This is a genomic window from Lysinibacillus sp. FN11, from assembly GCF_024628845.1.
GTDB classification, from domain to species: domain Bacteria; phylum Bacillota; class Bacilli; order Bacillales_A; family Planococcaceae; genus Lysinibacillus; species Lysinibacillus capsici.
Map to the genome: position 1 here is coordinate 2355651 of NZ_CP102383.1, position 14419 is coordinate 2370069.

Below are 14419 nucleotides of genomic sequence, written 5' to 3' on the forward strand. Positions count from 1 at the left end.
CCTAGAATATGTTTTGTTTTTTTTATAGCTTTAGATAACTTACGCTGTCTATCAAGCTATTCATTTTTATATGCAAACTATTTTAAAATAGAGAGCTGCGGGTTTGAGACTTTTTGTGTTTCACGAACGGAGGCAGTTGCTCCTGTACGTGTAAGTTCTTTAATGCCATATGGTCGAATGAGTTCGATAAAGGCATCAATCTTCTCTGGATGCCCTACTACTTGATACGTCACAACATTTTTAGCTGTATCTATAATTTGGGCGCGGAACGGTTCAACAATTGAATTCATTTCCAAACGTAAATTTGGTGGGGAAATCACCTTTACTAGTGCTAGCTCTCGTAGAACAATCGATTTATCGGTAATGTCATTGACCTTTAACACATCAATTTGCTTGGATAACTGTTTCACTAGCTGTTCAATTTTGCGTTCGTCCTCTACGTTGACAACGAAGGTCATCTTTGAAAAATTTGGTTGCTCCGTATGACCTACTGTAATCGATTCAATATTGAACTGACGCTTCATCAATAAACCTGTCAAACGGTTTAATACACCACTTTGGTTAATCACAGTTACGGTAATTACTCGCTTCAATTCTTTTTCACCCCAATCATTTCATGTAAGCCTTTGCCAGGTGCTACCATTGGGTAAACACATTCAAGCTGTTTCACTCGACAGTCAATTAATACTGGCTCATCAGACAGCAGTGCCTCACGGAAAATAGACTCTGCTTCATCGATTGTGTTAATTCGATAGCCTTTAATGTTATAAGCATCAGCTAACTTAACAAAATCTGGTTGGATCGGCATAAGTGATGATGAATAGCGCTCTTCATAGAATGTTTGTTGCCATTGACGCACCATGCCTAGACAGCTATTATTCAAAATCACTATTTTTACTGGTAAGTTAAATTCCTGTAGGATGGATAGCTCCTGTGCCGTCATTTGGAATCCTGCATCTCCTACAATCGAAATAACTTTTTTGTCTGGCTTCGCAAATTGGGCGCCAATTGCGGCCGGGAAGCCGAAGCCCATCGTACCAAGTCCACCAGACGTTACCCATGCATGATCATTATTTAAATGATAATATTGCGCTGCCCACATTTGATGCTGCCCAACATCTGTCGTCACAATGGCATTCCCTTCAGTAATCTTGTGCACTAATTGCAATGCCTCTTGTGGTAGGATTTCTTGCGTATTTGTATCCTTGCAATACCATAATGGATATTCCATCGCATGATTCCTTAAATAAGCTAACCAATCATCTGTATCAGGACCTTGGAAATCCTTTTTCAACAGTGCTTTTAAAGCCTCTTTGGCATCAGCAACAATTGGAATATCTGTCGGTACATTCTTGCCAATTTCAGCAGGATCAATATCGATATGGATAATCGTTGCATTTGGTGCAAATGTAGCTAGATTACCTGTTAGACGATCATCAAATCGTGCCCCAATATTGAGTAATAAATCCGATTTTGTGATCGCTGTATTTGCTGTAGCTGTTCCATGCATCCCAGCCATTCCAAGGAATAAGTCATGTTCACCATGGATGGAGCCCAAGCCTAGCAATGTGTTCGTTACTGGAATACGATATTTTTCTGCGAAAGTCGTTAATTCCTCACGTGCATCCGAAAAAGAACACCTGCACCTGCTAAGATGATTGGGTTTTTTGCCAATGAAATGGCTTGAATCGCCTTTTGGATTTGTAAATAATTTGGTTTATATGTTGGCTGATAACCTGGTAAATAAATTTCATCAGGTGCTTGCGGTGGATTCTCTACATCAAACAACATTTGGGAAACGTTTTTTGGGAAATCCACGACAACTGGCCCCTTACGACCTGTGCTAGCGATATGGAAAGCTTCCTTCACAATGCGGGGGATATCATTGACATCCTGCACCTGATAGTTGTGCTTTGTAATCGGTGTTGTAATCCCCATAATATCCGCTTCTTGGAAAGCATCTGTTCCAATCACAGATGTCGCAACCTGTCCTGTAAAAACAACCAATGGAATAGAATCGATCATGGCATCCGCAATACCTGTTACAAGGTTTGTTGCACCAGGTCCACTTGTGGCAATAACAACGCCTGTTTTACCTGAAACACGAGCATAGCCTTCCGCCGCATGAATAGCACCCTGTTCATGTCTTGTTAAAATATGGCGAATAGGGTTTTTATACATCGCATCGTAAATTTGTAATACGGCTCCTCCAGGATAGCCAAAGACAATTTCAACCCCTTGATCGTGCAATGCCTGCACTAATACATCTGCACCGTCCTTCGCTTGATAGGTTTGTTCAGCTGTTGCTGTTGTCGCTAATTGTTCTTGTTCATTGATTGAAACATTCGCACTCATCAAATTATGCCTCCTTCATTTCTTTCAAACTCACACATCAGTGTTGTAGATTAGTGAAGTGTCAATAGCTGGATTGACTATTCCTCTCATCCTTTTCGTTGAGAGGTTGTTCAATTGCATCGTGAAAATAATAAAAAGCCTTTTTCTCCACACGCAAAGAACTACCTTACGTAGGGATGAAAAAGACTTTCCATGGTACCACCCTTTTTTATAGCAAATAATTGCTACCTCGCGAATAAATGACTGCATTTATGCACCAATGCGACAGACATCGCATCCAATATAGTGTCATAAAACATTTATTCATTAATAACGAGCACTTTCGACTATGCCCGGAGCTATCTAATGGTGTAAACACGTTTAATAGCCCACTCCGAGGGGATGTCGGATCTAGTTGTATCGCCGGCTTCCAGCACGACCGGCTCTCTGGTAGATACAAGGCTCTAGAACCTTTAACCTCATCAACGTTTTTATTTATCTAGTTGTTAAATTTTCATTACGCCTCCAGTAGAAGCGCTCGTCACTAATTTTGAATATCTTGCTAACCAACCGCGTTTGATTTTTGGCTCAAAGGCTGGTAATTTTGCACGACGTTCAGCTAAAACTTCATCTGAAACTTGTAAATTAATCGTACGATTTGGTAGATCAATTTCGATAATATCTCCGTTTTCTACTAAAGCGATTGGACCGCCTTCAGCAGCTTCTGGTGAAATATGGCCAATTGAAATACCACGAGATGCCCCGGAGAAACGACCATCTGTAATTAAGGCAACCTTTGTACCCAGGCCTCGACCTTGAATGGCAGATGTTGGTGCGAGCATTTCTGGCATCCCTGGGCCACCCTTAGGTCCTTCATAGCGAATGACAACTACATGGCCCTCTTTCACCGTTCCATTATCAATGTTTTCTTGTGCTGCTTCTTGTGAATCAAAGACGATAGCCTCGCCCTTGAATACTTTGATAGAAGGATCAACTGCCCCTACTTTAATAACAGAGCCATCTGGTGCGATGTTACCGAATAAAACTGATAATCCACCTACAGCACTATATGGATTGTCTTTTGTTCGAATGACTTGATCATTCGTGATGTGATAATCTTTGACAAGCTCACCCATTGTAACGCCTGCTACGGTTGGACGGTCTGGATGAATAGCACCTGGAATAGATGTTAATTCATTAATAATGGCACTTACGCCACCTGCTTTATTAATATCATCCATTGAAATATCTGAAGCAGGCATGATTTTTGCTAAATAAGGCACTCTTTCCGCTACTTTATTAATATCTTCAATGTTGTAATCTATCTCGGCTTCATTGGCAATTGCTAATGTATGAAGAACTGTATTTGTGGAGCCTCCCATTGCCATATCAAGAGCAAACGCATCATCAATTGCCTCTTTTGTAATAATATCGCGAGGTTTAACGTCTTCCTTGATCATGCGAATTAATTGTTTAGCTGCTTCTTTAATCAGCTTGTGACGCTCTTCAGAAGTGGCAACGATTGTACCATTTCCAGGTAAAGCAACACCAAGCATTTCCATTAAGCAGTTCATCGAATTTGCTGTAAACATGCCTGAGCATGAGCCACATGTTGGACAAGCATTATTCTCAATATCCAACAGCTCTTCCGCAGACATTTTTCCTGATTTGTGGGCTCCTACACCTTCAAACACAGATGTTAAGGAAAGCTGTTTTCCTGCTGCAGAAGTTCCCGCCTCCATTGGACCACCTGAAACAAAGATAGATGGTACATTCGTACGAACTGCTGCCATAAGCATTCCTGGTGTAATTTTGTCACAGTTTGGAATATAAAATACGCCATCAAACCAATGTGCATTAATAACAGTTTCAGCAGAGTCTGCTATAATCTCACGACTCGGTAAGGAATAACGCATACCTATATGCCCCATTGCAATACCATCATCGACGCCAATTGTATTAAATTCGAATGGAATACCACCCGCTTCTATAATAGCTTCTTTCACTACATCAGCGAACGTACGTAAATGAACGTGACCTGGTATTATGTCGATATAAGAGTTACAAACCCCAATAAATGGTTTGCCTAGATCTTTTGCTTTTACTTTGCCTGTTGCATATAAAAGACTTCGATGTGGCGCTCGATCTACGCCTACTTTAATCATGTCACTTCTCATTTTAAACGCCCCTCATTGCTATCCATACTATGTTCGTTGCTATAGACAAAATGTTCTGTCTTTTTATTTTTTGTTTATAGAGTAATGGTCTCTTAGACGATTACTGCTGTAAAGATTGTTGTTATCATAGTACGAAAAAAAGGTCTCGTCAACAGTATTTTTTGAATTGTTTAAACAATTCAAAAAATCTGTCAAAATTGAAATCGTTTACATGCTGATTAAGCATCAGTTTTATCTCGCTTTGATAAAAATTTTGACATTTCGTTCAAATTTTAATTTTTTAATAATAAACAAAAATGAGTAAATAAATAATTCCCATATATTTGAATAAGCTAAATCATCCAATCCTCGAGATAACGCTTACAATAGAAACAACTTTTTTAAGTATCCTGTAAAAAATACTTGTTCAGGATCATATTGGTGTCGAATACTTAAAAACTTTTCAATCTCTGGATACAACGCATAGACCGTTTGCGCTGTTAAATGATGTTGTTTTCCCCAGTGAGGACGACCTTCATATTTTTGCATCAATGTATGCACCCATTTAAAATAAGGTTCTTCTGCCATTCCCTTATACATATGAAAGGCTATAAAAGCTGACTCACGCCCTTGTGTTGGACTTAAAAAACCTGCTTCGCCTGCAGTTGTTCGACACTCTAAAGGAAAATGCACATTAAAAGTCCCTTTTTTAAACGTTGCATGGATTTCCTCCAAACAAGCTTCAAACTGTGATAAAGGGATGGCATATTCACTCTCTTGGAACTTCACGCTACGAGGTGAAGGATAAATTTCATAGCTTATCCCTACTTTTTCACTTTCTACCACATTGGCAGCCGCTATCTTGCTCATGGTACCACTTAAACCTGGTTTCCACTTACAAAGCGCTGACATCGCAAAAAAAGCCCCATTTTCTACTATTTGTAGCTTTAACCTTTCTATTTTTTTATTCCATTCGCTTTGAAAGACAGGCGCGACCGCATTCATCCGTTTTACTTGAATTGTTTCACTACCAGGAAAATAAAACCACTCCACATGACGATGTTGACGAATATCCTCAGCAAATAACGAGAGACCATTTGTCAATGTTTCTCTTGCCCCCACATAATGCAAACCATATAGTGGTATGACCTTAATCGTTACTTTGACCAGAACACCTAGCATCCCAAGAGATACATGCAGCGCTTCAGATAAATCATCCATCCCTCTCCTATGTTCCTGATAAGTACCAGTACCATCTACAAATCCCCATGCCTGGACAGCTGACGATAGAGAACCAAGTGTAACCCCTGTGCCATGTGTGCCAGTTGACACTGCCCCTGCAATGGTTTGCTCCTGTATATCGCCCATATTGATTAACGCAAAACCATGTTTCGCTAGCATTGGACCAATTTCATATAGGTAGGTCCCTGCCCATAATGTTGCCTCCTGCCTTTCCTCATTCACAGCGATTAATCCACGCAGATTATGTAAGGAAATTGCTATATGCTCAGGCATAGCCACAGCGCTAAAAGAATGAGCAGCACCTGTGACACGGATTGTCTTTCCTGATTGACACGCATGCTTCACAATTGCTGAAACTTCATCAATGGAGTGTGGTAAATACATTTCATTCGGATAGGAAATAACATTACCAGCCCAGTTTGTCCACTTTTCACCATTCCGCCATTTTTCTATAGAAAACATTGTCCATCCCCCTGTATGTTGTGTAATGTCCTGCATACTTGTCCCCACGAATAGCATGCAGGATCTGAAAACGCTCACAAAGCTCTCCAGCCTTCGCATGTCGAAAATAAATAGTATCGCCAATATTGATACTTTTCTCTTTGACCTTTATGGGTGTTTGCACTTCCCCTGCGCCTTCTAGGCTAAGATATGCAAAAGTGGTAGGGTCATAGAATACAGGCAAACGATCCATCCCAATTGCTCCTGAAGCCGTATAGCCTCCCCCATGACAAACAACGATATTTTTTTCAGGCATTCTTGTTACACGTAAGGCAAATCCAGCAGCCTTTTCTAGCTGTAAATGTGTAAATTGATCGAACAATGCAGGTGCATAAAAAGCCGAGCCAACTGTAATTTCCGTTACTTCCTTCTGTTGATTGGTGTACGTCATACTTCCTGATCCCCCACCATTAACAAAGCGCAGATTTGGAAAATAGGCCTTGATATGGGCGACCGCTAATCGACGAAACTGCGTTACTTGCTTTTTGGCTTGTATTTGCATGGCTTCTATGACTCTACCTTTTACAGCATTTGCTGGACGATTGCCAACCCCTGCTATTTGAGCCTCATAGCCCATCGCTCCTACCACTTCAATTACAGGGGTGTTTTGAATGGTTTGTAAAAAAGGTGTCAACGTTTCAAGAGAAGACAATGACGAACGTTTTGTTCCAAAATACAATACTTTAAAATCATTTGAAACATTAAGATCAATGCAAACCTGTACACGTACGCCAATCTCTTGTCCCAATTTCGCCAATAGTTGGATATGTTCTGGTCTGTCTACCATAAAGGTGACGATTTTTCCTTCCTTTACAAAATGCAACAATCGACGAATCGTTGCTTCCTCCATTACTGGATAGCCAAGCAATAAGTCATCAAACTGCTGCTCTAATAAAAAAAGGGTCTCTGTTGCAGTAAATGTCATTAATCCCACAACATTCACAAGTTTTTTCTGTATATAACGAAGGACCTCAATAGAACGAATCGATTTTGTTGCAATACGAATTTGTTTTCCACCACAAGCATCTTGAACCATTTGTATATTTTTATCTAGTGCATCTAAGTCTAACCATGCAAATGGCCTTTCCAAATCACAAAATGCTTGATCGAATCTGAACGTCATTTCATCACTCCCTTGTCTGTACTATGTATTTGACACTTAACAGATTAATTCCTTTTATCAGTTAATTAAACAAAATAAAACAACCGTGCGCCTGTTTTACAATAAGACTACACGGTTGTTTTAATATAGGATAAACATTTCATTCACCTTTCTATTAAATTGGTTACGATGCGTATAAGAAATCAGCTGCAAGATTTAGCATCACTAATAAATGCAAACCAGCAATTAAAAAGCCTTGACGATTTAAACGTTTCATAACAGCCATATTCATACGACCACGCTCCTTTTCTACATTATAATCCCTTTATACAGAATTTTCAAACTATTAAAAAGTGGAAATTTACCCATTTTTCTTTTTCTACATAAAAAATTCTCCCAGGAAATAAGGAATTGTACAGGGAATTGACATTCTGTTTCAATAAATAATGTATTTTTTCACGAATGAAAAGGCTATTGTAGTAAATAATTTAGTTAAATGGCTGTTTTTTATTGTTTCTGGCGATTGGGCGTTGTAGGCCTTTCTGGTACGAATTGAATGCATGAACATACTATAGAAGTAAGCGATAATCGGTGTATGTACAATATAGAAGTAATTGTCGTTAATGTGGACATTTTCACGGTAATTTATGCAGTTGGATTAGCAATAAAGTGAGCACAGCAAAGGAGCTGCATTCACTTGTCTACAGCCTTATTTACAACATGTAATAATTACTAAACAAATCACAGTGTTTAATCTACTCCATTCAGGGTATAACTAAGTAATCGCCATTATATCTTAAATTTAAGGAGATGAAAGTAATGATTAGTTTCATTTGGTATTTAATTATTGGAGGAATTCTTGGTTGGTTAGCTGGCGTCATTTTAGGTAAAGATGTACCAGGCGGCATCATCGGGAATATTATTGCAGGTATTGTCGGTTCTTGGATTGGTAGTATGGTTTTAGGGAACTGGGGCTGGAGAGTAAGTGATTTCTACGTGTTCCCAGCACTGATCGGTGCCATCGTGTTGATCTTTATCGTCAGCCTTATTTTAAAAGGTATGCGTAAAGCAACTTAAATATGTAATGAAGAGCCATCCAGTGTGATGGCTCTTTATTTTTCTTCATGTAAAAGAACAGCTGCTTGGAGTTCATCGTGAAAATCATCATACAACTGGTAGTAATATAACACATCCTCGACATATTTCTCGCTATGGTTGTATTGATAAACAGCTTTCTTAATATTCCCTGTCGCAGCACCGTATTTAGATAAGTAATTCGCAGCACTAAATACTGCATCCTCAATATCATAAGGATCTGCTATTCCATCCCCATTTGCGTCTACGCCATATCCTCCGTATTTAGCAATTGTCTCAGGATTCATCAATTCATTTTTCGTGATGTTTCCTTTTCCTAAACCTGCGCATGTGGGATGTTGCCAGCCGACGAATGTACAGGGCATGAATTGCATATGCCCCTCTGCCCCAGCAGATGATACCATTGATTTTACCGTAGAAAAACGCGTTTCAATACGATGATGCGCAGCAAGTAATGTCCATGGTACCCCATATTTTTCTTCTGCAGCTACATAAACGGGAATGTATTGCTCAGGAATTTTCATATCGAAATGCTGTTGAATCTCCTCAATTGCCTTTTGCTGGACAAGCTTTTCGAATATCGGTAATGTTTGAAGCTCCTTCCAAGCAAAAAATGTGAGGACATACACAGTAATTGCAATTGGAATCAATAATGCTATCATACCCAATTTTGTCGCGGGTGATAACATGGGTTTGTTATTCTTTTTCTTTGCCATACGTCACACCTAATCTAGTATTCTTTTTCTATATTACCAAATTTTCCGTAATGTGCAGTATATCTTTTAATTTTGAAAGATCGAAGTCTTCCAATTTCCACTATGAAAGCAGTTGAAAGGTTTAGTAAAAATATAGTAAAATATAGATTGATTCGTTTATTGGATATTAATAGGGAGGAATTTATTTTGTGGAAAGACTTTAAAGAATTTGCGATGAAAGGCAATATTGTCGATCTAGCAGTAGCAGTAGTCATTGGTGGTGCTTTCGGTAAAATTGTTACCTCCTTAGTTGAAAATATCATCATGCCATTGGTCGGTGTTTTAACGGGTGGTATTGATTTAACAAAGAGTTTTGTTTTTGGCTCAGGTGAAGCTCAAATCAATTTTGGTGTATTTCTACAATCCATCATTGATTTTTTAATCATAGCATTTGCCATTTTTATGGCCTTACGAATTATGACTAAGCTTACACGTAAAAAAGAAGAAGCAGTCGTGGAAGAACCAGCACCTGAACTCGACGCCAAAGAAGAGCTTCTCAAAGAAATTCGCGACTTACTGAAAAAAGAACAAGCCTAACATGTTGTTAAAGCATCTGTCTCTCATTTAAAGGAGGCAGATGTTTTTATTTTGTATCCTTTACTTTTTGTGCTCTATCCGCTATTTCAGAACCTATCCCTCACTTTGTCCGCTCTATCCATCACTTTTCACGTTCTATCCGCTACTTCAGAACCTATCCCTCACTTTGTCCGCTCTATTCATCACTTTTCACGTTCTATCCGCTACTTTCTATCTTGTATCCGCTAACTTGAAATTATCCTCCACTTCTTCAGCTCTATCTTTATTCCGGAATCTCCTACTATTCCTAGGTGTTTAACTATAAATAATCTAGCTAATTTTCAGAAATCACCTTGTTCTTCTTTAGTATCCATGTTAAATTGGTAACAATTATTGAGAATACTATTAAATTGAAAGCGAAAGTTGTTGCTTTTAATAATATTGAAGAAAAGAGTGACGTCATGACATTAAAAAGAAGTATTGAAACAAAGCTTGTACAACTTGGTAATTTAAGTGACCCAGCAACAGGAGCTGTGAGTCCGCCCATTCATTTATCGACTGCTTATAAACATACTGGGATTGGTGAATCTACTGGTTTTGACTATACACGTACAAAAAATCCAACACGTGCTCTTTTAGAAGCAGGAATTGCTGATTTAGAGGGTGGCGATATGGGCTTTGCCTGTAGTTCCGGGATGGCTGCCATTCAATTGGTATTATCCCTATTTAAACCAGGCGATGAATTAGTCGTGCCAGATGATTTATATGGCGGTACATATAGACTATTTAACTTCTTCCAAGATACTTATAATATCAAGCCTGTTTATTCAAAATTTGAATCAGTTGAACAGGTGGAAGCATTAATGAATGAAAATACACGTGCAATATTTATTGAAACACCAACAAATCCACTTATGCAGGAATTTGATTTACAAGTGTATGCGGAGTTAGCACATAAGCATGGGGCATGGTTAATTGTGGATAATACATTTTATACGCCATACTTCCAACGCCCTATTGAATTAGGCGCAGATATTGTGCTTCATTCTGCAACGAAGTATATTGGTGGTCATAATGATGTTTTAGCTGGGCTAGTGGTTGCTAAAGGCACAGAATTAGCTGAACGTATTGGCTTTATTCATAATGGTAGTGGCATGGTGCTAGGAGCTATGGATTCATGGTTACTTATTCGTGGTCTAAAAACAATGCATCTACGTTTAAAGCAACATGATGCCAATGCGAAGGCGATTGCTGCTTACTTAGAGGAAGAAGAGTTAGTGACAGATGTCCTTTATACTGGAAAAGGTGGCATGCTGTCATTCCGCTTGCAAAAGCCTGAGTGGATTGATCCATTCCTTCGTAACTTAAAGTTAATTACTTTTGCTGAAAGTCTTGGCGGTGTTGAAAGCTTTATTACGTATCCTGCTACACAAACACATGCAGATATGCCTTATGAAGAACGTGTGGAGCGTGGCGTTTGTGATCGTTTATTACGCTTCTCTGTTGGCATTGAGGAAGCAGAAGATTTAATTGCAGACTTACGACAAGTATTTGATATCCTTAGAAAAGAGGCGTAATGGATGAAGCAACGTATTGAAACAAGCCTCATTCACGCAGGTGTTCGTGATGGCTATGGTGATAAAAAAGGGGCTGTTAATGTCCCGATGTATCTGTCCTCTACTTTCCATCAAGAAAGTATAGATGAATTCGGAGAATATGATTATGCTCGTTCAGGCAACCCTACAAGAGATGCATTAGAAAAAGCTGTAGCAGAGCTTGAGGGTGGTGTTCGTGCCCATGCATTTTCATCTGGAATCGCTGCCGTATCAGCAGCATTAATGCTGTTATCGCAGGGAGATCATATCGTCATGACTGAGGATGTTTATGGTGGAACCTATCGTTTTGTAACAAAGGTGTTGCCACGCTTTGGGATTTCCCATACATTTGTAGATTTTACGGATCTAGCAGCTGTAGAAGCAGCAATCACGCCAGCTACAAAACTACTTTATATGGAAACACCATCAAATCCAACGTTAGGCATTACAGATATACGTGGTATAGTGGCGCTTGCCAAGCAACACCACTGCCTTACATTCTTGGATAATACTTTTATGACACCTTTACACCAACGCCCACTAGAACTTGGTGTAGATGTCGTTATTCATAGTGCAACAAAGTTTTTATCTGGACATTCTGATATTATTGCTGGCTTAACGGTTACTGCCGATGAAAAGCTAGGTCAGGATCTCTACTTTATCCAAAATTCATTCGGTAATATTTTAGGTGTACAGGATTCATTCACACTTCTACAAAACATCAAAACAACAGATGTACGTTTTAGTCGTTCTGCTGAATCTGCACAAAAAATTGCTGTTTATTTGGCTAGTAATCCACTAGTTGAGCAGGTCTACTATCCAGGGCTTGCTTCACATCCTGGCTACGCTATTCATCAACGTCAAAGCACAAGTCCTGGGGCCGTTTTATCCTTCCGACTACCAAGCTATGCAGCTGCAAAGGCATTGGTTGAGGCGATGACAATTCCAGTATTTGCGGTCTCTCTTGGAGGAGTAGAATCTATTCTTTCTTACCCTGCAAAAATGAGTCATGCTGCTATGGAGCCTGAAGAGCGTGCTAAACGAGGCATCACAGATGGCCTTCTACGTTTTTCTGTAGGACTTGAGCATGTTGATGACTTAATTGCTGATTTTGCACAAGCCCTAGAGATTGCTGCCAGGGCTTAATCGAATCAACATAAAAACCGCGTCCAGTTGACGCGGTTTTATTTATGATAGGTTCAATTTTTCACCTTTGCTAACAATCGGTATAAATAATCCCCATGCCCCTTTGCTAGCAGGGCATCTTGCTCAGCTGAAATCCAATAGAATGAAAAGAGTAAATCCCCTTCGTTCAAGCCTGTTGGATGATGCTGCCATGCATCCCGTGTTTCATCGGATGTTAAATGATAAAAATACCGTTTTTGTAAAACACCTGATGGATGATTAAAATAGTCCTGTGCTATTAACGCTTGAACGACAAGTGTGGTTAGACCTGTTTCTTCTAGCATTTCACGTTTCACAGCGTCTAAAGGTGTTTCCCCTTCCTCTACCGTACCTTTGGGCACCTGGATACCTGCCCCAACTGAATTCTGTTCAAATACGAGTACCTGTAATTGATCCTCATGCGTTCGCGTGATATAGCCAAATGCTTTTTCAATTACTTGCATGAAAGTGACCCCCTTTGAATGATTGAATGTTACAATAAAGAGAAAAATTGGAATAGCAGGTGAAAAGTGTTAACACTTATTATACGACAGATGCAAGAAAATGACATTACTTTTGTACAAGAAATTGCTAGAATAAGCTGGCATCATACATACGAAGGAATCATTCCACGTGACATTCAAGATCGTTTTTTACAACTAGCTTATAGTCGAGAACGATTAATTGAACGTCTTATCAACAGTCCGTTTCTTGTTGCAATTTTTGACGAATGGCTAGTAGGCTTTGCTAATTTTTCAAATGTAACACAAGGTGAGGCAGAGCTACATGCGATTTATTTACATCCTGATATGCATGGTAAGGGCGTGGGTACCGCACTTTTACAGGAAGGACTACGCATGCTACCAAATCTATCGTCTTTATTTGTTTGTGTAGAGAAAGAAAATAAACTTGGAATGCATTTTTATCAAGCAAAGGGATTTGTAGCAATAGAAGAATTTGATGAACAATTTGATGGTCATCTACTTAAGACAGTTAAATTGGTTAAACAATATGAAAAAGTGTAACGGTTCTTGCAACTACCGTTACACTTTTATTTATGTAAGATTTATCTGCTCCGCTTGGATAACAAGTGCTGTTAAGCCAGTTATACTACCAGATTCATGTGCCTGTCCTTGATGCCATAGCACTCCCTGTCCTGTTTTTATGGTGATTTTTTCACCATCTTCACCTCTTATCCATCCTTCCCCATTAATAACGATAAATAGCTGTGGAACAGGGGCTTCATGCATACCAACCACTCCACCTGACTCAATATAGATGAAACCGATCGTCGTAGGCACTTCTGTTTTCGTAATTTTTCTATAGAATGTATCGATGGATTGGTATTGATGAATGGGGTTTGCTAAATCTTGTGTAAATTGTATCAGTTGCATTTCGCGAAAATCCTTTCTTATTAGGCTAGTTCTTCTTCAGCAAATGCTAAAAGAGTTCCATCTTCTTTTTTGATATAAAAAGTAAATGCATCATAGCCATTTCTTTTAATCGTTTCCCAGTTAGTGGTTTCTCCATTGATAAGTCGAACATTTTCTTGTTCATCTACCTCATAGTCGTCTATTTCTTCGTCATAGTCGATGTTATAGAAAAATGATAATACGACTTCTGTTTCGGGTAAATTATATTTTTCTAGTGGACGTTTGTCACGGTGATCCTCTGTATACGCCTCACAAAATAGCGCATTATAACCATGTAGAGTCGCATCAAAGAGCAAAATTTCCTCTGCGGATAAAGGATCTTTAGCAACGATTCTAGCGGTGGAGCCTGTAATAAAAGGCATTTCCTCCCCTTCAATGATTAGCAAATCACCGTAATACCAAATTTCAAATTGTTCATTGCCTGCACTAGAATGAAGCTGAAACTGTGATTCAACTTCATCTATAAATTGGACGTTTCCTGCAAATTGCTGTAGATAAATGGGAATAGGATTAATCATAGCTTTCC

13 protein-coding genes and 1 pseudogene are annotated in these 14419 nt (G+C 39.1%); 5 read left to right on the top strand and 9 right to left on the bottom strand.

Annotation, left to right across the window (positions count from 1 at the left end; all coding sequences use genetic code 11):
- Positions 1-77: 77 nt before the first annotated feature.
- The 5 genes and pseudogenes from ilvN to NP781_RS12730 form a co-directional block, all read right to left on the bottom strand.
- Positions 78-593 (bottom strand): acetolactate synthase small subunit, encoded by a 516-nt coding sequence (ilvN, locus tag NP781_RS12710; RefSeq protein WP_004231416.1) that lies wholly within the window; start codon positions 591-593, stop codon positions 78-80.
- Positions 590-2355 (bottom strand): annotated as a pseudogene (gene ilvB / locus NP781_RS12715) (biosynthetic-type acetolactate synthase large subunit). Before ilvB ends, ilvN begins: the two are co-directional and overlap by 4 nt.
- A gap of 485 nt (positions 2356-2840) precedes the next feature.
- Complete coding sequence (gene ilvD, locus NP781_RS12720) at positions 2841-4511, bottom strand: dihydroxy-acid dehydratase (protein WP_221680260.1); 1671 nt, start codon at positions 4509-4511, stop codon at positions 2841-2843.
- A 360-nt stretch (positions 4512-4871) separates the two neighbouring features.
- Positions 4872-6194: a D-arabinono-1,4-lactone oxidase gene (locus tag NP781_RS12725; RefSeq protein ID WP_221680259.1), complete on the bottom strand. Its 1323-nt coding sequence runs from the start codon at positions 6192-6194 to the stop codon at positions 4872-4874.
- Positions 6163-7356 carry an amino acid deaminase/aldolase gene (locus NP781_RS12730; protein ID WP_257522448.1) on the bottom strand — a complete coding sequence of 398 codons (1194 nt, stop codon included), beginning with the start codon at positions 7354-7356 and terminating at the stop codon, positions 6163-6165. Before NP781_RS12730 ends, NP781_RS12725 begins: the two co-directional genes overlap by 32 nt.
- Before the next feature lie 798 nt (positions 7357-8154).
- On the opposite strand from NP781_RS12730, the gene NP781_RS12735 reads away from it, so the two are divergent.
- Positions 8155-8412: a GlsB/YeaQ/YmgE family stress response membrane protein gene (locus tag NP781_RS12735; protein ID WP_004231402.1), complete on the top strand. Its 258-nt coding sequence runs from the start codon at positions 8155-8157 to the stop codon at positions 8410-8412.
- 35 nt (positions 8413-8447) lie between these two features.
- Here the strand turns inward: NP781_RS12735 and NP781_RS12740 are convergent, their stop codons facing one another.
- Positions 8448-9146, bottom strand: coding sequence for a lytic transglycosylase domain-containing protein (locus NP781_RS12740; protein WP_004231399.1), 699 nt, complete (start codon positions 9144-9146; stop codon positions 8448-8450).
- 186 nt (positions 9147-9332) lie between these two features.
- Here NP781_RS12740 and mscL point away from each other — a divergent pair, with 186 nt between their 5' ends.
- From mscL to NP781_RS12755, 3 genes are all read left to right on the top strand, one after another.
- Positions 9333-9722 (top strand): large conductance mechanosensitive channel protein MscL, encoded by a 390-nt coding sequence (gene mscL, locus NP781_RS12745; protein ID WP_009370295.1) that lies wholly within the window; start codon positions 9333-9335, stop codon positions 9720-9722.
- Positions 9723-10162: 440 nt separating this feature from the next.
- Positions 10163-11278: a methionine biosynthesis PLP-dependent protein gene (locus tag NP781_RS12750; protein WP_257522449.1), complete on the top strand. Its 1116-nt coding sequence runs from the start codon at positions 10163-10165 to the stop codon at positions 11276-11278.
- A 3-nt stretch (positions 11279-11281) separates the two neighbouring features.
- A complete protein-coding gene (locus NP781_RS12755; protein ID WP_221680257.1) occupies positions 11282-12442 on the top strand; it encodes an aminotransferase class I/II-fold pyridoxal phosphate-dependent enzyme in 1161 nt (386 codons plus the stop codon).
- A 53-nt stretch (positions 12443-12495) separates the two neighbouring features.
- Here NP781_RS12755 and NP781_RS12760 read toward each other — a convergent pair whose 3' ends face one another.
- Positions 12496-12924, bottom strand: coding sequence for an NUDIX hydrolase (locus NP781_RS12760; RefSeq protein WP_221680256.1), 429 nt, complete (start codon positions 12922-12924; stop codon positions 12496-12498).
- Positions 12925-13014: 90 nt separating this feature from the next.
- Here NP781_RS12760 and NP781_RS12765 point away from each other — a divergent pair, with 90 nt between their 5' ends.
- Positions 13015-13485 carry a GNAT family N-acetyltransferase gene (locus NP781_RS12765; protein ID WP_257522535.1) on the top strand — a complete coding sequence of 157 codons (471 nt, stop codon included), beginning with the start codon at positions 13015-13017 and terminating at the stop codon, positions 13483-13485.
- Between the two features lie 30 nt (positions 13486-13515).
- Here NP781_RS12765 and NP781_RS12770 read toward each other — a convergent pair whose 3' ends face one another.
- Positions 13516-13854: a cupin domain-containing protein gene (locus NP781_RS12770; protein ID WP_004231385.1), complete on the bottom strand. Its 339-nt coding sequence runs from the start codon at positions 13852-13854 to the stop codon at positions 13516-13518.
- A gap of 20 nt (positions 13855-13874) precedes the next feature.
- Positions 13875-14411: a hypothetical protein gene (locus tag NP781_RS12775; RefSeq protein WP_257522450.1), complete on the bottom strand. Its 537-nt coding sequence runs from the start codon at positions 14409-14411 to the stop codon at positions 13875-13877.
- Positions 14412-14419 lie beyond the last annotated feature (8 nt).

Excerpts from the sequence above, each read along its gene's own strand:
- NP781_RS12760 (WP_221680256.1), bottom strand. The coding sequence starts at position 12,924 with ATGCAAGTAATTGAAAAAGCATTTGGCTATATCACGCGAACGCATGAG.
- NP781_RS12755 (WP_221680257.1), top strand. The coding sequence starts at position 11,282 with ATGAAGCAACGTATTGAAACAAGCCTCATTCACGCAGGTGTTCGTGAT.
- NP781_RS12730 (WP_257522448.1), bottom strand. The coding sequence starts at position 7,356 with ATGACGTTCAGATTCGATCAAGCATTTTGTGATTTGGAAAGGCCATTT.
- NP781_RS12740 (WP_004231399.1), bottom strand. The coding sequence starts at position 9,146 with ATGGCAAAGAAAAAGAATAACAAACCCATGTTATCACCCGCGACAAAA.
- NP781_RS12775 (WP_257522450.1), bottom strand. The coding sequence starts at position 14,411 with ATGATTAATCCTATTCCCATTTATCTACAGCAATTTGCAGGAAACGTC.
- NP781_RS12770 (WP_004231385.1), bottom strand. The coding sequence starts at position 13,854 with ATGCAACTGATACAATTTACACAAGATTTAGCAAACCCCATTCATCAA.
- NP781_RS12765 (WP_257522535.1), top strand. The coding sequence starts at position 13,015 with ATGCAAGAAAATGACATTACTTTTGTACAAGAAATTGCTAGAATAAGC.
- NP781_RS12735 (WP_004231402.1), top strand. The coding sequence starts at position 8,155 with ATGATTAGTTTCATTTGGTATTTAATTATTGGAGGAATTCTTGGTTGG.
- ilvD (WP_221680260.1), bottom strand. The coding sequence starts at position 4,511 with ATGAGAAGTGACATGATTAAAGTAGGCGTAGATCGAGCGCCACATCGA.
- NP781_RS12750 (WP_257522449.1), top strand. The coding sequence starts at position 10,163 with ATGACATTAAAAAGAAGTATTGAAACAAAGCTTGTACAACTTGGTAAT.
- NP781_RS12725 (WP_221680259.1), bottom strand. The coding sequence starts at position 6,194 with ATGTTTTCTATAGAAAAATGGCGGAATGGTGAAAAGTGGACAAACTGG.